Annotated in this window: 15 protein-coding genes; all 15 read left to right on the top strand. The window is 54.3% G+C overall.

The genetic code is table 11. The annotated features are described in order from the left end of the window. The first annotated feature begins 302 nt into the window (after positions 1-302). The 15 genes from ilvI to HV311_RS20955 all read left to right on the top strand — a co-directional run bounded on the left by ilvI (position 303) and on the right by HV311_RS20955 (position 17,832). Complete coding sequence (gene ilvI, locus HV311_RS21025; RefSeq protein ID WP_072034381.1) at positions 303-2,027, top strand: acetolactate synthase 3 large subunit; 1,725 nt, start codon at positions 303-305, stop codon at positions 2,025-2,027. A 2-nt stretch (positions 2,028-2,029) separates the two neighbouring features. After that, entirely contained in the window at positions 2,030-2,521 is a 492-nt protein-coding gene (gene ilvN / locus HV311_RS21020) for an acetolactate synthase small subunit (RefSeq protein WP_003829566.1), read from the top strand. Positions 2,522-2,696: 175 nt separating this feature from the next. Next, positions 2,697-3,701 carry a catabolite repressor/activator gene (cra, locus tag HV311_RS21015; RefSeq protein WP_016151689.1) on the top strand — a complete coding sequence of 335 codons (1,005 nt, stop codon included), beginning with the start codon at positions 2,697-2,699 and terminating at the stop codon, positions 3,699-3,701. 613 nt (positions 3,702-4,314) lie between these two features. Next, positions 4,315-4,773, top strand: coding sequence for a division/cell wall cluster transcriptional repressor MraZ (mraZ, locus tag HV311_RS21010; protein WP_005124560.1), 459 nt, complete (start codon positions 4,315-4,317; stop codon positions 4,771-4,773). A 1-nt stretch (position 4,774) separates the two neighbouring features. Then, positions 4,775-5,716: a 16S rRNA (cytosine(1402)-N(4))-methyltransferase RsmH gene (gene rsmH, locus HV311_RS21005; protein ID WP_016151690.1), complete on the top strand. Its 942-nt coding sequence runs from the start codon at positions 4,775-4,777 to the stop codon at positions 5,714-5,716. Continuing rightward, on the top strand, positions 5,713-6,078 hold the full coding sequence (gene ftsL, locus HV311_RS21000) for a cell division protein FtsL (protein WP_006686695.1): 366 nt from the start codon (positions 5,713-5,715) through the stop codon (positions 6,076-6,078). The genes rsmH and ftsL overlap by 4 nt, the downstream gene beginning before the upstream one ends. Positions 6,079-6,093: 15 nt before the next feature. Further along, on the top strand, positions 6,094-7,860 hold the full coding sequence (ftsI, locus tag HV311_RS20995) for a peptidoglycan glycosyltransferase FtsI (RefSeq protein WP_016151691.1): 1,767 nt from the start codon (positions 6,094-6,096) through the stop codon (positions 7,858-7,860). Then, entirely contained in the window at positions 7,847-9,334 is a 1,488-nt protein-coding gene (gene murE / locus HV311_RS20990) for a UDP-N-acetylmuramoyl-L-alanyl-D-glutamate--2,6-diaminopimelate ligase (protein WP_047499877.1), read from the top strand. The genes ftsI and murE overlap by 14 nt, the downstream gene beginning before the upstream one ends. After that, the gene (gene murF, locus HV311_RS20985; RefSeq protein WP_049269165.1) at positions 9,331-10,689 is read left to right on the top strand and encodes a UDP-N-acetylmuramoyl-tripeptide--D-alanyl-D-alanine ligase; all 1,359 of its coding nucleotides are present in this window, start codon (positions 9,331-9,333) and stop codon (positions 10,687-10,689) included. The genes murE and murF overlap by 4 nt, the downstream gene beginning before the upstream one ends. Beyond that, a complete protein-coding gene (gene mraY / locus HV311_RS20980) occupies positions 10,683-11,765 on the top strand; it encodes a phospho-N-acetylmuramoyl-pentapeptide-transferase (protein WP_016151694.1) in 1,083 nt (360 codons plus the stop codon). Before murF ends, mraY begins: the two co-directional genes overlap by 7 nt. A 2-nt stretch (positions 11,766-11,767) precedes the next feature. Further along, positions 11,768-13,084: a UDP-N-acetylmuramoyl-L-alanine--D-glutamate ligase gene (murD, locus tag HV311_RS20975; RefSeq protein ID WP_016151695.1), complete on the top strand. Its 1,317-nt coding sequence runs from the start codon at positions 11,768-11,770 to the stop codon at positions 13,082-13,084. Then, entirely contained in the window at positions 13,084-14,328 is a 1,245-nt protein-coding gene (gene ftsW, locus HV311_RS20970; RefSeq protein ID WP_016151696.1) for a cell division protein FtsW, read from the top strand. Before murD ends, ftsW begins: the two co-directional genes overlap by 1 nt. Continuing rightward, complete coding sequence (gene murG / locus HV311_RS20965; protein WP_047499873.1) at positions 14,325-15,392, top strand: undecaprenyldiphospho-muramoylpentapeptide beta-N-acetylglucosaminyltransferase; 1,068 nt, start codon at positions 14,325-14,327, stop codon at positions 15,390-15,392. The genes ftsW and murG overlap by 4 nt, the downstream gene beginning before the upstream one ends. Positions 15,393-15,443: 51 nt before the next feature. After that, entirely contained in the window at positions 15,444-16,919 is a 1,476-nt protein-coding gene (gene murC, locus HV311_RS20960) for a UDP-N-acetylmuramate--L-alanine ligase (RefSeq protein WP_016151698.1), read from the top strand. Then, positions 16,912-17,832, top strand: a complete 921-nt coding sequence (locus tag HV311_RS20955; RefSeq protein WP_016151699.1) for a D-alanine--D-alanine ligase — start codon at positions 16,912-16,914, stop codon at positions 17,830-17,832. The genes murC and HV311_RS20955 overlap by 8 nt, the downstream gene beginning before the upstream one ends.

Here is a 17,832-nt window from a genome sequence, read left to right as displayed (position 1 = left end):
TCGGGGAATACATCTGGTTTATTCTGCTTTTATCTTTATATCTAAAATTTTGTGCTGAACTCGACTTTTTACGTATGTCCGAAAGTGTAAAAAAATAGACTAATTGCTGTAAGTCCCCCTTTTTAAGCGATTATTTATCATATCAATTGCTTATGCTGGTTTAATTCTCCATTTATTCAATTCTTACCTCCGTTTTATTCTTATTTACTCCAGTGCCACCCCTTCGGAGTCAATTGCCATGCGTCATCGTCAGCGGTTAATGTGTTGTTAAACCGTAATTCATTATAAGAGTGAGGCAAGCCATGGAGATGTTGTCTGGAGCCGAGATGGTCGTCCGATCGCTTATCGATCAGGGTGTGAAGCAGGTATTCGGTTATCCCGGGGGGGCCGTCCTCGATATTTATGATGCATTGCATACGGTCGGCGGTATTGATCATGTGTTAGTCCGTCATGAGCAAGCCGCAGTACATATGGCTGATGGCCTGGCGCGTGCCACGGGAGAAGTGGGCGTCGTTTTGGTCACTTCCGGACCAGGGGCAACCAATGCGATCACCGGGATTGCAACGGCATATATGGATTCCATTCCGCTGGTGATCCTCTCTGGCCAGGTCGCCACCTCCCTGATTGGCTACGATGCCTTCCAGGAGTGCGACATGGTGGGTATATCCCGCCCGGTGGTAAAACACAGTTTTCTGGTTAAACAAACGGAAGATATCCCGCAGGTGCTGAAAAAAGCCTTCTGGCTGGCGGCAAGCGGTCGTCCGGGGCCGGTGGTGGTGGATTTGCCGAAAGATATTCTGAATCCGGCGAAAAAACTGCCTTATAGCTGGCCGGAGTCGGTGAGTATGCGTTCGTATAACCCGACAACGACCGGGCACAAAGGACAGATAAAACGTGCTTTGCAGACGCTGGTGGCGGCGAAGAAACCGGTTGTCTATGTTGGTGGTGGCGCGGTGAATGCCGCCTGTCACGAACAACTGGGGCAAATTGCCGAAGCACTTAATCTGCCGGTTGTCTCCTCGCTGATGGGGTTAGGCGCGTTTCCGGCCACGCATCGCCAGGCGCTGGGAATGTTGGGCATGCATGGTACTTACGAAGCGAATATGACCATGCATCATTCTGATGTGATCTTTGCCGTCGGCGTTCGTTTTGATGATCGAACGACCAATAACCTGGCAAAATATTGCCCGAATGCGACCGTGCTGCATATCGACATCGATCCGACCTCTATTTCAAAAACCGTCACTGCGGATATTCCGATTGTGGGCGATGCTCGCCTGGTGCTGGATCAGATGCTTGAACTGCTGCCGCAGGAGAAATCGCAGCAGCCGCTGGATGATAACCGTGACTGGTGGCAAGAGATCGAACACTGGCGCGCTCGTCAGTGCCTGAAATACGACACGCAAAGTGAAAGTATTAAACCGCAGGCGGTGATTGAAACCATCTGGCGTCTGACGAAAGGGGATGCATACGTGACCTCTGACGTTGGCCAGCATCAAATGTTTGCCGCACTTTACTATCCGTTCGATAAACCACGCCGCTGGATTAACTCAGGCGGCCTCGGCACCATGGGATTCGGTTTACCCGCGGCGTTAGGGGTGAAAATGGCGCTGCCGGATGAAACAGTGGTGTGCGTCACCGGGGATGGCAGCATTCAGATGAACATCCAGGAACTGTCGACGGCGCTGCAATATGAGCTACCGGTACTGGTGCTCAACCTTAACAACCGCTATCTCGGCATGGTCAAACAGTGGCAGGACATGATTTACTCCGGGCGTCACTCCCAGTCTTACATGCAGTCGCTACCTGATTTTGTGCGCCTTGCTGAAGCTTATGGGCATATCGGTATCCAGATTAATCATCCAGGCGAACTGGAGAGCAAGCTGGGCGAAGCGCTGGAACATGTGCGTAACCATCGCCTGGTGTTTGTTGATGTCACCGTCGACGGCAGTGAGCATGTCTACCCGATGCAGATTCGTGGGGGCGGGATGGACGAAATGTGGTTAAGTAAAACGGAGAGGACCTGATTATGCGCCGGATATTATCAGTATTGCTGGAAAACGAGTCGGGTGCATTGTCACGTGTGATTGGCCTCTTCGCCCAGCGCGGATACAACATTGAAAGCCTGACCGTCGCGCCGACTGACGACCCGACCTTATCGCGGATGACGATTCAAACGGTAGGGGATGAGAAAGTCCTGGAGCAGATCGAAAAGCAGCTACACAAACTGGTGGATGTTCTGCGCGTCAGCGAACTGGGGCAGGGCGCCCACGTTGAACGAGAAATCATGCTGGTGAAAATCCAGGCCAGCGGCTATGGCCGGGAAGAGGTGAAACGCAACACGGAGATATTCCGTGGGCAAATCATCGATGTTACGCCGTCGATCTACACCGTACAGCTGGCGGGTACCAGCGATAAGCTGGATGCGTTTCTGGCAACGCTACGGGAAGTCGCCAAAATCGTGGAAGTTGCCCGTTCCGGCGTGGTGGGGCTTTCCCGCGGCGATAAAATTATGCGCTAACGCTTACCTGACCTACGCGAGATGCATTGGCTACTGGTTGCTTTTTTTTGCGAAATCAGCAGTAACCAGAGACAAAAGCGGTTGCCGCAGTCATTATTCTGCGCTTAGATGTTAAGAAGTTTAACCCATGCCATCTCAAAGGTTATGGTTTGTACATTTTACGCAAGGGGCAATTGTGAAACTGGATGAAATCGCTCGGTTGGCCGGCGTTTCGCGAACGACTGCAAGCTACGTTATTAACGGCAAAGCAAAGCAATACCGCGTAAGCGACAAAACGGTTGAAAAAGTCATGGCGGTGGTGCGTGAGCATAATTACCACCCGAATGCCGTGGCGGCCGGGCTGCGTGCTGGACGCACACGTTCTATCGGGCTGGTGATCCCGGATCTCGAAAACACGAGCTATACCCGGATCGCAAACTATCTGGAGCGCCAGGCGCGTCAGCGCGGGTATCAACTACTGATTGCCTGCTCTGAAGATCAGCCTGATAACGAAATGCGCTGTATTGAGCATCTTTTACAACGTCAGGTTGATGCCATTATCGTTTCGACTTCCTTGCCGCCTGAACATCCGTTTTATCAGCGCTGGGCGAACAGTTCATTCCCGATTGTGGCGCTGGATCGCGCGCTGGATCGTGAACATTTCACCAGCGTGGTGGGCGCAGACCAGGATGATGCGCAGATGCTGGCGGAGGAGTTACGTAAATTCCCTGCTGAAACCGTGCTCTATCTGGGGGCGCTTCCTGAATTGTCCGTCAGTTTCCTGCGCGAACAGGGTTTCCGTACCGCTTGGAAGGACGATCCGCGTGAAGTGCATTTTCTCTATGCCAACAGCTATGAGCGGGAGGCGGCCGCGCAGTTATTTGATAAATGGCTGGAAACGCATCCAATGCCTCAGGCGCTGTTTACCACGTCGTTTGCCCTGTTGCAGGGGGTGATGGATGTGACCCTGCGCCGCGACGGGCAGTTACCGTCTGATTTAGCGATTGCGACTTTTGGCGACCACGAGCTGCTCGACTTCCTGCAGTGCCCGGTACTGGCGGTGGCGCAGCGCCATCGAGATGTCGCGGAACGCGTGCTGGAGATTGTGTTGGCAAGCCTGGATGAGCCGCGTAAACCCAAACCAGGTTTAACGCGTATACGGCGTAATCTGTACCGTCGCGGTATTCTAAGCCGTAACTAAGTTGCCTCAATTGATGATGTCGGCGGATAAGCCTCTGACATCATCAATTATCCCGTTCTCGGAAATAACCGCATTATAATTAAGAATATTCTTTAGAATTATCTGAAATTGATTCTTCTATTATGCCGAATTAAAAATGCAACTATCCATTTTTGGGTAATTGAGACGTAACGATGCGTTACGGTTGTATTATTTTGTTACAAGCATGTAGGGATTTGCCGAATTAACAAACACTTTACTGGTGTGTTGCGGCAATCTCGCCCTTATCTCGCTCCTGTGCGGCGTACAGACTGATTAACTGGTACTGTTATCTCGCTGCATATTGTCCTAAAATGCCGCTCGCGTCGCAAACTGACACTTTATATTTTTCTTTTGATGATATTCAGTTGTTTTAAACAATCATGAGTTGTTGGATTTTTTTCTTACAAATATTCATGACGTTAATTTGCTTCGTTTGCTGTACGGAATTTGTTCAACGCTGATATTAGCCGTAAACAATGGGTTTTTTGCTCCGCTAAGCGCCGTGACTTGCTTGACAAGGTTTTCCTCCGCTCCGTAAACTCCTTTAAGTGGGAATTTGTGGGATAAAGTGGTAATCGGGGGTGAGGCTGGCATGTTCCGGGGAGCAACGTTAGTTAATCTCGACAGTAAAGGGCGCTTATCTGTGCCTACCCGTTATCGGGATCAACTGCTCGAGAGCGCTACCGGTCAAATGGTTTGCACCATTGACATCCATCACCCGTGCCTGCTGCTGTACCCCCTGCCTGAATGGGAAATTATCGAGCAGAAGTTATCGCGTCTGTCGAGCATGAATCCAGTTGAGCGTCGCGTACAGCGCCTGTTGTTGGGTCATGCTAGCGAATGTCAGATGGATAGCGCTGGCCGATTATTGATAGCGCCCATTCTGCGGCAACACGCAGGGCTAACGAAAGAAGTGATGCTGGTTGGGCAGTTCAATAAGTTTGAGCTGTGGGATGAAACGACCTGGTATCAACAGGTCAAGGAAGATATCGACGCTGAGCAGTCTGTTACTGGCGCGCTGTCGGAACGATTGCAGGATTTGTCTCTATAAAATGATGGAAAATTATAAACATACAACGGTGTTGCTGGATGAAGCCGTAAACGGCCTGAATATTCGTCCAGACGGCATCTACATTGACGGGACATTTGGTCGCGGTGGTCACTCACGTCTGATCCTCTCGCAACTTGGCGAAGAGGGGCGTTTACTGGCCATAGATCGCGATCCGCAGGCGATTGCCGTTGCAAAGACGATTACCGATCCCCGTTTTTCCATCGTCCATGGTCCTTTTTCTGCGCTGGCTGATTATGTCGCCGAGCGCGGACTTACCGGTAAGATCGACGGGATTCTTCTCGATCTTGGGGTGTCTTCTCCACAGCTTGATGATGCTGAGCGCGGATTCTCATTTATGCGTGACGGTCCGTTAGATATGCGTATGGACCCAACACGCGGTCAGTCAGCGGCCGAATGGCTGCAAACCGCCGATGAAGCAGACATTGCCTGGGTGATTAAAACCTTTGGCGAAGAGCGCTTCGGCAAACGCATTGCTCGCGCCATCGTAGAGCGCAACCGCATCGAACCGATGACCCGCACTAAAGAGCTGGCGGAAGTGATTGCGGCGGCAATGCCGGTGAAAGACAAATTCAAACATCCCGCGACCCGTACCTTCCAGGCGGTGCGCATTTGGGTGAACAGTGAACTGGAGGAGATAGAGCAGGCGCTAAAAAGCTCGCTCAGCGTGCTGGCACCAGGTGGTCGCCTTTCGGTAATCAGTTTCCATTCGCTTGAAGATCGCATTGTGAAACGCTTTATGCGCGAACAAAGCCGTGGTCCTCAGGTTCCGGCTGGAATACCGATGACCGAAGCGCAGATCAAAAAGCTGGGCGGCCGTGAGTTAAGAGCACTAGGCAAGATGATGCCGGGTGAAGAAGAGGTAGCTGAAAATCCTCGTGCCCGTAGTTCAGTTCTGCGTATTGCAGAGAGGACGAACGCATGATCAGCAGAGTGACAGAAGCCCTCAGCAAAGTTAAAGGATCGATAGGAAGCAACGAGCGCCATGCTTTGCCTGGCGTGATCGGTGACGATCTTTTGCGGTATGGGAAGCTGCCACTCTGCCTGTTCATTTGCATTATTTTGACGGCGGTTACCGTCGTGACAACAGCACACCATACGCGGTTACTGACCGCGCAGCGTGAGCAGCTGGTTCTGGAGCGAGATGCGCTGGATATCGAATGGCGCAACTTGATCCTTGAGGAGAACGCGCTCGGCGACCATAGCCGTGTTGAACGGATCGCAACGGAAAAGCTGCAAATGCAGCATGTTGATCCCTCACAAGAAAATATCGTAGTACAAAAATAAGGATAAACGCGACGCATGAAAGCAGCGGCAAAAACGCACAAGCCAAAACGCCAGGAAGAACAAGCCAACTTTATCAGTTGGCGTTTTGCGTTACTGTGCGGCTGTATTTTGCTGGCACTGGGTTTTCTGCTGGGGCGCGTTGCCTGGCTGCAAATCATCGCGCCGGACATGCTGGTGCGTCAGGGCGACATGCGCTCTCTGCGCGTACAGGAAGTGTCCACATCGCGCGGGATGATTACCGACCGTTCAGGTCGTCCGCTGGCGGTGAGCGTTCCGGTTAAGGCGATTTGGGCCGACCCAAAAGAGGTGCATGACGCAGGCGGCGTAAGCGTTGGTGAACGCTGGAGAGCGCTGTCGACCGCACTGAATCTCCCGCTCGATCAACTGGCTTCCCGCATTAACGCCAACCCGAAAGGGCGCTTTATCTATCTGGCGCGTCAGGTAAACCCTGACATGGCTGACTACATCAAAAAACTGAAGCTGCCAGGCATTCACCTGCGCGAAGAATCCCGCCGTTACTATCCTTCCGGAGAAGTGACCGCTCACCTTATCGGCTTTACTAACGTCGACAGCCAGGGGATTGAAGGCGTTGAGAAAAGCTTCGACAAATGGCTCACCGGGCAACCGGGCGAACGTATTGTACGTAAAGACCGTTATGGCCGCGTCATTGAGGATATTTCCTCTACCGACAGCCAGGCGGCGCATAACCTTGCGCTAAGTATCGATGAGCGTTTACAGGCGCTGGTCTACCGTGAACTGAATAACGCCGTGGCGTTTAACAAGGCGGAGTCAGGCAGTGCGGTACTGGTGGATGTGAACACCGGTGAAGTGCTGGCGATGGCCAACAGCCCGTCCTACAACCCGAACAATCTCACCGGTACGCCGAAGGATGCGATGCGTAACCGTACGATTACCGACGTGTTTGAACCGGGTTCCACCGTCAAACCGATGGTGGTGATGACGGCGCTGCAGCGTGGCGTGGTTCGCGAAAATACCGTACTTAACACTATCCCTTACCGAATTAATGGCCATGAAATCAAAGACGTGGCGCGTTATAGCGAATTGACCCTCACCGGGGTTTTGCAGAAGTCGAGTAACGTCGGTGTTTCCAAGCTGGCGTTAGCGATGCCGTCCTCAGCGTTAGTAGACACTTACTCACGTTTTGGGCTGGGAAAAGCGACCAATTTGGGGTTGGTCGGAGAACGCAGTGGCTTATATCCTCAAAAACAACGGTGGTCTGACATAGAGAGGGCCACCTTCTCTTTCGGCTACGGGCTAATGGTAACGCCGTTACAGTTAGCGCGAGTCTATGCAACGATCGGCAGCTATGGCGTTTATCGGCCACTGTCGATCACCAAAGTTGACCCTCCTGTTCCGGGCGAGCGTATCTTCCCGGAATCAACCGTGCGTACCGTGGTGCACATGATGGAAAGCGTGGCGCTGCCCGGCGGCGGCGGCGTGAAGGCGGCGATTAAAGGCTATCGTATCGCCATTAAAACCGGTACGGCGAAGAAAGTAGGGCCGGATGGCCGCTACATCAACAAATACATTGCTTATACCGCAGGTGTTGCGCCTGCGAGTCAGCCGCGCTTCGCGCTGGTTGTTGTTATCAACGATCCGCAGGCGGGTAAATACTACGGTGGCGCCGTTTCCGCGCCGGTCTTTGGTGCCATCATGGGCGGCGTACTGCGCACCATGAACATCGAGCCGGATGCGCTGACAACGGGCGATAAAAATGAATTTGTGAATAATCAAGGCGAGGCAACAGGTGGCAGATCGTAATTTGCGCGACCTTCTTGCTCCATGGGTGCCGGGTGCACCGGAGCGAGCACTGCGGGAGATGACGCTCGACAGCCGTATGGCTGCATCGGGCGATCTCTTTGTCGCAGTATTGGGTCATCAGGCGGACGGGCGTCGATATATCCCGCAGGCGATAGCGCAAGGTGTGGCTGCCATTATTGCAGAAGCAAAAGATGAAGCTACTGACGGTGAAATCCGTGAAATGCACGGCGTTCCAGTTATCTATCTCAGTCAGCTTAACGAACGTTTATCTGCACTGGCGGGCCGCTTTTACCACGAGCCTTCTGAAAAAATGCAACTGGTCGGCGTGACCGGGACCAACGGTAAAACCACCACCACCCAATTGCTGGCACAGTGGAGCCAACTGCTTGGCGAAACCAGCGCGGTGATGGGAACAGTCGGCAATGGCCTGCTGGGCAAAGTGATCCCGACGGAAAATACCACCGGCTCAGCCGTTGATGTCCAGCATGTGCTGGCAGGGCTGGTTGCACAAGGCGCAACGGTTGGCGCAATGGAAGTGTCTTCACACGGTCTGGTTCAGCATCGCGTGGCGGCGCTGAAGTTTGCCGCATCAGTATTTACTAACTTAAGCCGTGACCATCTTGATTACCACGGCGACATGGAACATTACGAAGCCGCGAAATGGCTGCTGTATTCCACGCACCATTGCGGCCAGGCCATCGTTAATGCGGATGATGAAGTCGGTCGTCGCTGGTTGGCCAAACTTCCGGATGCGGTTGCCGTATCGATGGAAGACCACATCAACCCGAACTGTCACGGTCGTTGGTTAAAGGCGATTGACGTGAATTATCATGACAGCGGGGCAACGATTCGTTTTACCTCCTCATGGGGTGACGGCGAAATTGAAAGTCGCCTGATGGGCGCGTTTAACGTCAGCAATCTGCTGTTGGCGCTGGCAACGCTGCTGGCGTTGGGATATCCGTTAGCTGATTTACTGAAAACGGCGACACAATTACAGCCAGTTTGTGGGCGCATGGAAGTGTTCAGCGCGCCGGGTAAAACCACCGTTGTGGTTGATTATGCCCATACGCCAGATGCGCTGGAAAAAGCGCTGCAGGCGGCACGTCTGCACTGTACTGGCAAACTGTGGTGCGTCTTTGGTTGCGGCGGCGATCGCGACAAAGGCAAACGTCCGTTGATGGGCGCGATTGCCGAGCAGTTTGCTGATGTTGTCGTGGTGACCGATGACAACCCACGTACCGAAGAGCCGCGCGCCATTATTAACGACATTCTGGCGGGTATGCTGGATGCCGGACAGGCGAAAGTGATGGAAGGTCGCGCAGAGGCTGTAACAAACGCCATTATGCAGGCGAAAGAAAACGACGTGGTGCTGGTGGCCGGGAAAGGTCACGAAGACTACCAGATCGTTGGCTCGCAGCGCCTCGACTATTCTGACCGCGTCACGGCAGCGCGTCTGCTGGGAGTCATCGCATGATTAGCGTAACGCTCAGCCAACTGGCGGAGATCCTCCGTGGCGAACTGAAAGGAGCCGATCTGACTCTTGATGCAGTGACAACCGATACGCGTAAAGTTACGCCGGGCTGCCTGTTTGTCGCGCTGAAAGGCGAACGCTTTGATGCCCACGATTTCGCAGACAAGGCGCAAGAGAGCGGGGCGGGTGCGCTGCTGGTCAGCCGTCCGTTGGACACCAACCTGCCGCAACTGATTGTTAAAGATACACGTCTGGCGTTTGGTGAACTGGCGGCATGGGTACGCGCCCAGGTTCCGGCGCGCGTTGTCGCGCTGACCGGCTCTTCCGGTAAAACGTCTGTCAAAGAGATGACCGCATCCATTCTGAGTCAGTGTGGCAACACCTTATATACCGCGGGCAACCTGAATAACGACATCGGCGTACCGATGACGCTGTTGCGCTTAAACAACGATTACGACTATGCCGTGATTGAGCTTGGCGCTAATCATCAGGGCGAAATCGCCTGGACCGTTGGCCTGACGCGTCCGGAAGCGGCGCTGGTGAACAACCTGGCAGCCGCGCATCTGGAAGGCTTTGGTTCACTGGCGGGTGTTGCGAAGGCAAAAGGTGAGATTTTTACCGGCCTGCCAGCGAACGGAATCGCCATTATGAATGCCGACAATAACGACTGGCTGAACTGGCAGAGCATTATCGGCGATCGCAAAGTCTGGCGCTTCTCCCCGAATGCGGCCAACAGCGACTTTTCGGCGGCCAATGTTCATGTGACTTCACACGGCACAGAGTTTTCTCTGCAAACGCCAACCGGAAGCATTGATGTTCTGCTGCCGCTGCCGGGTCGTCACAACATTGCTAACGCCCTGGCGGCGGCTGCGCTCTCTATGGCGGTAGGCGCGACGCACGAAGCGATTAAAGCGGGTCTGAAGGAACTGCAAGCGGTACCGGGGCGTCTGTTCCCGATTCAACTGGCAGAAAATCAGCTACTGCTGGATGACTCCTATAACGCAAATGTCGGGTCAATGACCGCAGCGGTAAACGTGCTGTCCGAAATGCCGGGCTACCGCGTGCTGGTCGTTGGCGATATGGCAGAGCTTGGCGCGGAAAGCGAAGCATGCCACGTACAGGTGGGTGAAGCTGCGAAGGCTGCAGGTATCGACCGTGTGCTGAGTACAGGGAAACTGAGTCAGGCAATTAGCCATGCCAGCGGTGTGGGTGAGCATTTTGCGGATAAAACCGCGTTGACCGCGCATCTTAAGGCGCTGATTGCAGAACATCAGATTATGACGATTTTAGTGAAGGGTTCACGTAGTGCCGCCATGGAAGAGGTAGTACGCGCATTACAGGAGAATGGGACATGTTAGTTTGGCTGGCCGAACATTTGGTCAAATATTATTCCGGCTTTAACGTCTTTTCCTATCTGACGTTTCGCGCCATCGTCAGCCTGCTGACCGCGCTGTTCATCTCTTTGTGGATGGGCCCGCGCATGATCGCCCGCTTGCAAAAAATGTCCTTTGGACAGGTCGTGCGTAACGACGGTCCGGAATCACACTTCAGTAAACGCGGTACGCCGACCATGGGCGGGATTATGATCCTTACCGCGATTGTTATCTCCGTACTGCTGTGGGCATACCCGTCGAACCCGTACGTATGGTGCGTGCTGGTGGTATTGGTCGGTTACGGCATTATCGGTTTTGTCGATGACTACCGCAAAGTGGTACGCAAAGACACCAAGGGCCTGATCGCGCGCTGGAAATACTTCTGGATGTCGGTGATTGCGCTGGGGGTGGCCTTTGCCCTGTATCTGGCTGGTAAAGATACCCCGGCCACTGAGCTGGTGGTGCCGTTCTTTAAAGACGTGATGCCGCAGTTGGGGCTGTTCTACGTGCTGCTGGCGTACTTCGTGATTGTGGGTACTGGCAACGCGGTCAACCTCACCGATGGTCTGGATGGTCTGGCGATTATGCCGACCGTGTTTGTGGCCGCAGGTTTTGCGTTGGTGGCGTGGGCGACCGGTAACATGAACTTCGCCAACTATCTGCATATTCCCTATTTACGTCATGCCGGCGAATTGGTGATCGTTTGTACGGCAATTGTTGGCGCGGGTTTAGGCTTCTTGTGGTTTAACACCTATCCGGCGCAGGTCTTTATGGGCGACGTCGGATCGCTGGCGCTTGGCGGCGCGCTGGGCATTATTGCCGTGCTCCTGCGTCAGGAGTTCCTGCTGGTGATCATGGGCGGTGTATTCGTCGTAGAAACACTGTCGGTCATTTTGCAGGTTGGCTCCTTTAAGCTGCGCGGACAGCGCATCTTCCGTATGGCGCCGATCCACCATCACTATGAACTGAAAGGCTGGCCGGAACCGCGCGTAATTGTACGCTTCTGGATTATTTCGCTGATGCTGGTGCTGATTGGCCTGGCAACGCTGAAGGTACGTTAATCATGGCTGATTACCAGGGTAAAAAAGTCGTCATTATCGGTCTGGGTTTGACCGGGCTGTCCTGCGTGGATTTCTTCCTGGCGCGTGGCGTGACGCCGCGCGTAATGGATACCCGCGCGACGCCGCCGGGCCTGGACAAATTACCGGAAGCGGTTGAGCGTCATGTTGGCAGCCTGAATGATGACTGGCTGCTGGCCGCTGATCTTATTGTCGCCAGCCCTGGTATTGCCCTGGCGCATCCTTCGTTGAGCGCCGCCGCCGATGCGGGAATTGAAATTGTCGGCGACATTGAACTGTTCTGTCGCGAAGCACAGGCACCGATCGTCGCGATCACCGGTTCCAACGGGAAAAGCACAGTCACTACGCTGGTAGGTGAGATGGCGAAAGCGGCCGGTGTGAACGTGGGGGTCGGCGGTAATATTGGCCTGCCCGCGCTGATGCTGCTGGATGACGAACGTGAGCTGTATGTTCTGGAACTGTCGAGCTTCCAACTGGAAACGACCTCAAGTTTACAAGCCGTAGCCGCTACCATTTTGAACGTCACCGAAGACCATATGGACAGATATCCGTTTGGCTTGCAGCAGTACCGTGCGGCCAAACTGCGCGTCTATGAAAACGCGAAAGTGTGTGTGGTCAACGCTGATGATGCGCTGACCATGCCGGTTCGCGGGGCGGATGAGCGTTGCGTGAGCTTTGGCATCAACATGGGTGACTATCACCTGAACCGTCAGCAGGGCGAAACCTGGCTGCGAGTGAAGGGTGAAAAAGTCCTTAACGTGAAAGAGATGACGCTTTCCGGTCAGCATAACTATACCAACGCCCTGGCTGCGCTGGCGCTGGCGGATGCCGCAGGTCTGCCGCGGGCGTCGAGCCTGAAAGCGCTCACCACGTTTACCGGTCTGGCGCACCGTTTCCAGACTGTGCTTGAGCACAACGGCGTGCGCTGGATTAACGATTCTAAAGCCACCAACGTCGGCAGCACTGAAGCCGCGCTGAATGGCCTGCACGTTGACGGTACGTTGCACCTGTTGCTGGGGGGAGACGGGAAATCCGCTGACTTTACGCCGCTGCAACGATACCTGACCGGCGACAACATTCGTCTGTATTGCTTTGGTCGCGATGGCGCGCAGCTTGCCGCTCTGCGACCTGACGTTACGGAACAAACTGAAACCATGGAGCAGGCAATGCGTCTGCTCGCACCGCGCGTGAAGTCGGGCGATATGGTGCTGCTGTCGCCCGCCTGCGCCAGCCTCGACCAGTTCAAGAACTTTGAGCAACGCGGTGACGTATTTACCCGTCTGGCGAAGGAGTTGGGTTGATGCGCTTATCTCTCCCTCGTCTGAGAATGCCGCGCTTACCGGGACTGGGTATCCTGGCGTGGGTCTTCGCGGCACTTAAAGGCTGGGTGATGGCTTCGCGTGATAAAGACGCGGACAGCCTGATCATGTATGACCGCATGCTGCTGTGGTTGACCTTTGGTCTGGCAGCGATCGGTTTTGTGATGGTGACATCGGCATCGATGCCCGTAGGGCAACGCCTGGCGGGCGATCCTTTCCTGTTTGCTAAGCGTGACGCACTGTACATCTTCCTCGCATTCTGCCTGGCGATGGTGACGCTGCGTCTGCCGATGGAGTTCTGGCAAAAGTACAGTACGACGATGCTGATAGCCTCGATCATCATGCTGCTGATTGTGCTGGTGGTGGGTAGCTCCGTTAACGGGGCGTCGCGCTGGATTGCGCTGGGGCCGCTGCGTATTCAGCCTGCGGAATTTACTAAGCTGTCGCTGTTCTGTTACCTCGCCAACTACCTGGTGCGTAAAGTTGATGAAGTGCGTAACAACCTGCGCGGTTTCTTAAAACCGATGGGCGTGATCCTGGTACTGGCTATTTTACTGCTGGCACAGCCTGACCTTGGTACGGTGGTGGTGCTGTTCGTCACTACTCTGGCGATGCTGTTTCTCGCCGGAGCGAAACTGTGGCAGTTCATTGCCATTATCGGCATGGGGATTTCAGCGGTCGTGCTGCTGATCCTTGCCGAACCGTATCGTATTCGCCGCGTAACCTCTTTCTGGAACCCATGGGAAGATCCGTTCGGCAGTGGCTACCAGCTGACGCAATCCCTGATGGCCTTTGGTCGCGGTGAGGTTTGGGGGCAGGGCTTAGGTAATTCAGTCCAAAAACTGGAGTATTTACCAGAAGCGCACACCGACTTCATCTTCGCCATCATTGGGGAAGAGCTGGGTTATATCGGTGTGGTATTGGCACTTTTAATGGTATTCTTCGTCGCTTTTCGCGCGATGTCGATTGGCCGTAAGGCGTTGGAAATTGACCACCGTTTTTCAGGCTTTTTAGCCTGCTCTATCGGGATCTGGTTTAGCTTCCAGGCACTGGTAAACGTCGGTGCGGCGGCGGGTATGCTGCCAACCAAAGGTCTGACGCTGCCGCTGATCAGTTATGGTGGTTCAAGTTTGTTGATTATGTCGACGGCCATCATGTTTTTGTTACGTATTGATTATGAAACGCGTCTGGAAAAAGCCCAGGCGTTTACACGAGGTGCACGATGAGTGGTCAACCGAAGCGGTTAATGGTGATGGCAGGCGGTACCGGCGGGCATGTATTCCCGGGGCTGGCGGTCGCGCACCATTTAATGGCCCAGGGCTGGCAGGTTCGTTGGCTGGGCACCGCCGATCGTATGGAAGCGGACTTAGTGCCGAAACACGGCATTGAAATTGACTTTATTCGTATCTCCGGTTTGCGTGGTAAAGGCGTCAATGCGCTGCTGGCTGCACCTGTGCGTATTTTTAATGCCTGGCGTCAGGCGCGCGCCATCATGAAGCAGTTTAAACCCGATGTGGTGCTGGGTATGGGCGGCTACGTGTCTGGCCCTGGCGGTCTGGCGGCCTGGTCATTAGGTATTCCGGTTGTACTGCATGAGCAGAACGGCATTGCGGGATTAACTAACAAATGGCTGGCGAAGATTGCCACTACGGTGATGCAGGCTTTTCCTGGTGCTTTCCCGAATGCGGAAGTGGTAGGTAACCCGGTGCGCACTGACGTGCTGGCGCTGCCGTTGCCAAAAGCGCGTCTGGCCGGGCGTGAAGGTCCGGTTCGTGTATTGGTCGTCGGGGGATCTCAGGGCGCACGCGTACTGAACCAGACGATGCCGCAGGTTGCCGCAAAGCTTGGCGGCGCGGTGACTATCTGGCATCAGAGCGGCAAAGGCGCGCAGCAGACCGTTGAACAGGCGTATGCCGACGCGGGACAACCGCAGCACAAGGTCACTGAGTTTATTGATGATATGGCAGCGGCCTACGCGTGGGCTGATGTCGTGGTTTGTCGCTCAGGCGCGCTGACGGTGAGCGAAATTGCCGCCGCAGGTTTGCCTGCGCTGTTTGTGCCGTTCCAGCACAAAGACAGACAGCAGTATTGGAATGCGCTGCCGCTGGAGAAAGCGGGCGCTGCCAAAATTCTGGAGCAGCCGCAGTTTACTGTGGATGCCGTCGCCAGCACCCTTGCCGGGTGGTCGCGAGAAACGTTATTAACCATGGCAGAACGTGCGCGCGCCGCATCCATACCGGATGCCACAGAGCGCGTTGCAAATGAAGTGAGCCGGGCTGCCCGGGCGTAATTGTGGTGATGCCTTTTGCATCGCATGAACTAAGAAGTTAATGGCTAAAGAATGAATACACAACAACTGGCAAAACTGCGTTCCATCGTGCCCGAAATGCGTCGCGTTCGGCACATTCACTTTGTCGGCATCGGTGGTGCTGGTATGGGCGGTATTGCCGAAGTTTTGGCCAATGAAGGTTATCAGATCAGCGGTTCTGACTTAGCGCCGAATCCTGTGACGCAGCAGTTGACGAATCTGGGTGCCACGATTTTCTTCAACCATCGCCCGGAAAACGTGCGCGATGCGAGCGTGGTGGTGGTATCCAGCGCTATTTCTGCGGATAACCCGGAAATTGTTGCAGCGCATGAAGCACGTATTCCGGTGATTCGTCGTGCTGAAATGCTGGCGGAGTTAATGCGTTTTCGTCACGGTATTGCTATTGCCGGGACGCATGGTAAAACCACGACCACGGCAATGGTCTCCAGCATCTACGCGGAAGCGGGTCTGGATCCCACTTTTGTCAACGGCGGTCTGGTGAAGGCCGCAGGCGTGCATGCGCGCCTGGGTCATAGCCGTTATTTGATTGCCGAAGCAGACGAGAGCGACGCGTCGTTCCTGCATTTGCAGCCAATGGTGGCGATTGTCACCAATATCGAAGCCGACCACATGGATACCTACCATGGCGACTTCGAAAATTTAAAGCAGACGTTTATTAATTTCCTGCATAACTTGCCGTTTTATGGTCGTGCGGTGATGTGCGTTGACGATCCGGTTATCCGCGAACTGTTACCGCGAGTTGGCCGTCAAACCACAACCTATGGTTTCAGTGATGATGCCGATGTGCGCGTTGAAGATTACCAGCAGATTGGTCCACAAGGACACTTCACGCTGGTGCGTCAGGGGATGGCCGATTTACGTGTTACGTTAAACGCTCCGGGTCGTCACAATGCACTGAACGCGGCGGCGGCAGTGGCGGTCGCGACGGAAGAAGGTATTGAAGACGACGCTATTCTGCGCGCGCTGGAAAGTTTCCAGGGTACCGGACGTCGTTTTGACTTCCTCGGCGAATTCCCGCTTGAGCCGGTGAACGGTAAAGCCGGGACCGCGATGCTGGTTGATGATTATGGCCACCACCCAACGGAAGTGGACGCCACGATTAAAGCCGCGCGCGCGGGTTGGCCGGACAAAAACCTGGTGATGCTGTTCCAGCCGCACCGGTTTACGCGTACTCGCGATCTGTACGACGACTTTGCCAACGTGCTGACCCAGGTCGATGCGCTGTTGATGCTGGATGTGTATGCCGCGGGCGAAGCCGCGATTCCGGGGGCTGACAGTCGCTCGTTGTGCCGTACGATTCGTGGCCGCGGTAAGATCGATCCGATTCTGGTATCCGACCCGGCCCAGGTGGCAGAAATGCTGGCACCCGTATTAACCGGCAACGATCTGATTTTGGTGCAGGGCGCTGGAAATATCGGCAAAATCGCGCGTTCCTTAGCTGAAATCAAACTGAAGCCGCAAAACCCGGAGGAAGAACAACATGGCTGATAAAATCGCGGTCCTGTTAGGGGGAACCTCCGCTGAACGTGAAGTATCGCTGAATTCAGGCGCGGCCGTATTGGCAGGGTTACGCGAAGGTGGTGTAGATGCCCATCCGGTTGACCCTAAAGAGGTCGATGTCACTCTTTTGAAATCTATGGGGTTTCAGAAGGTGTTTATTGCGCTGCATGGTCGTGGCGGTGAAGATGGCACATTGCAGGGCATGCTGGAGCTGATTGGCCTGCCGTATACCGGCAGCGGCGTCATGGCTTCCGCGATTTCCATGGACAAACTGCGCAGCAAGCTGCTGTGGCAGGGCGCAGGTTTACCCGTCGCCCCATGGGTTGCGCTGACCCGCGCTGAGTTCGAAAAAGGTCTTAGCGATGAAGCAGTTACAAAAATTTCTGCGTTAGGCTTGCCGCTGATTGTAAAGCCAAGCCGTGAAGGTTCCAGCGTTGGGATGTCAAAAGTTGAAGAAGAAAATGCTTTGCAGGGTGCATTAGCATTGGCTTTTCAGCATGATGAAGAAGTACTGATTGAAAAATGGCTCAGTGGCCCGGAATTTACAGTTGCGATACTTGGCGAAGAAATTTTACCGTCAATACGTATCCAACCCGCGGGAACCTTCTATGATTATGAGGCGAAGTATCTCTCTGATGAGACACAATATTTCTGCCCTGCTGGTCTGGAAGTCGAACAAGAAGCCTTTTTACAGGAATTAGTCCTGAAAGCGTGGACTGCATTGGGCTGTAAAGGTTGGGGTCGCATTGACGTCATGCTGGACAGCGATGGCCAGTTTTATCTGCTGGAAGCGAATACCTCTCCGGGTATGACCAGCCACAGTCTGGTGCCGATGGCGGCGCGTCAGGCGGGCCTGAGCTTCTCGCAGTTGGTGGTAAGAATTCTGGAGTTGGCGGACTGA

It is taken from the genome of Citrobacter sp. RHBSTW-00881, assembly GCF_013728515.1.
In the GTDB taxonomy this organism is placed as follows: Bacteria; Pseudomonadota; Gammaproteobacteria; order Enterobacterales; family Enterobacteriaceae; genus Citrobacter; species Citrobacter braakii.
The sequence above is the reverse complement of the archived record's forward strand: the minus strand, read 5'-3'. Positions and strand labels throughout refer to the sequence as shown.

Bases quoted from the DNA above. Each gene is read 5' to 3' on its own strand.
- mraZ (WP_005124560.1), top strand. From the start codon at position 4,315: ATGTTCCGGGGAGCAACGTTAGTTAATCTCGACAGTAAAGGGCGCTTA.
- murC (WP_016151698.1), top strand. From the start codon at position 15,444: ATGAATACACAACAACTGGCAAAACTGCGTTCCATCGTGCCCGAAATG.
- mraY (WP_016151694.1), top strand. From the start codon at position 10,683: ATGTTAGTTTGGCTGGCCGAACATTTGGTCAAATATTATTCCGGCTTT.
- murG (WP_047499873.1), top strand. From the start codon at position 14,325: ATGAGTGGTCAACCGAAGCGGTTAATGGTGATGGCAGGCGGTACCGGC.
- rsmH (WP_016151690.1), top strand. From the start codon at position 4,775: ATGATGGAAAATTATAAACATACAACGGTGTTGCTGGATGAAGCCGTA.
- HV311_RS20955 (WP_016151699.1), top strand. From the start codon at position 16,912: ATGGCTGATAAAATCGCGGTCCTGTTAGGGGGAACCTCCGCTGAACGT.
- ftsL (WP_006686695.1), top strand. From the start codon at position 5,713: ATGATCAGCAGAGTGACAGAAGCCCTCAGCAAAGTTAAAGGATCGATA.
- ilvI (WP_072034381.1), top strand. From the start codon at position 303: ATGGAGATGTTGTCTGGAGCCGAGATGGTCGTCCGATCGCTTATCGAT.
- ilvN (WP_003829566.1), top strand. From the start codon at position 2,030: ATGCGCCGGATATTATCAGTATTGCTGGAAAACGAGTCGGGTGCATTG.
- murF (WP_049269165.1), top strand. From the start codon at position 9,331: ATGATTAGCGTAACGCTCAGCCAACTGGCGGAGATCCTCCGTGGCGAA.
- ftsW (WP_016151696.1), top strand. From the start codon at position 13,084: ATGCGCTTATCTCTCCCTCGTCTGAGAATGCCGCGCTTACCGGGACTG.
- ftsI (WP_016151691.1), top strand. From the start codon at position 6,094: ATGAAAGCAGCGGCAAAAACGCACAAGCCAAAACGCCAGGAAGAACAA.
- murD (WP_016151695.1), top strand. From the start codon at position 11,768: ATGGCTGATTACCAGGGTAAAAAAGTCGTCATTATCGGTCTGGGTTTG.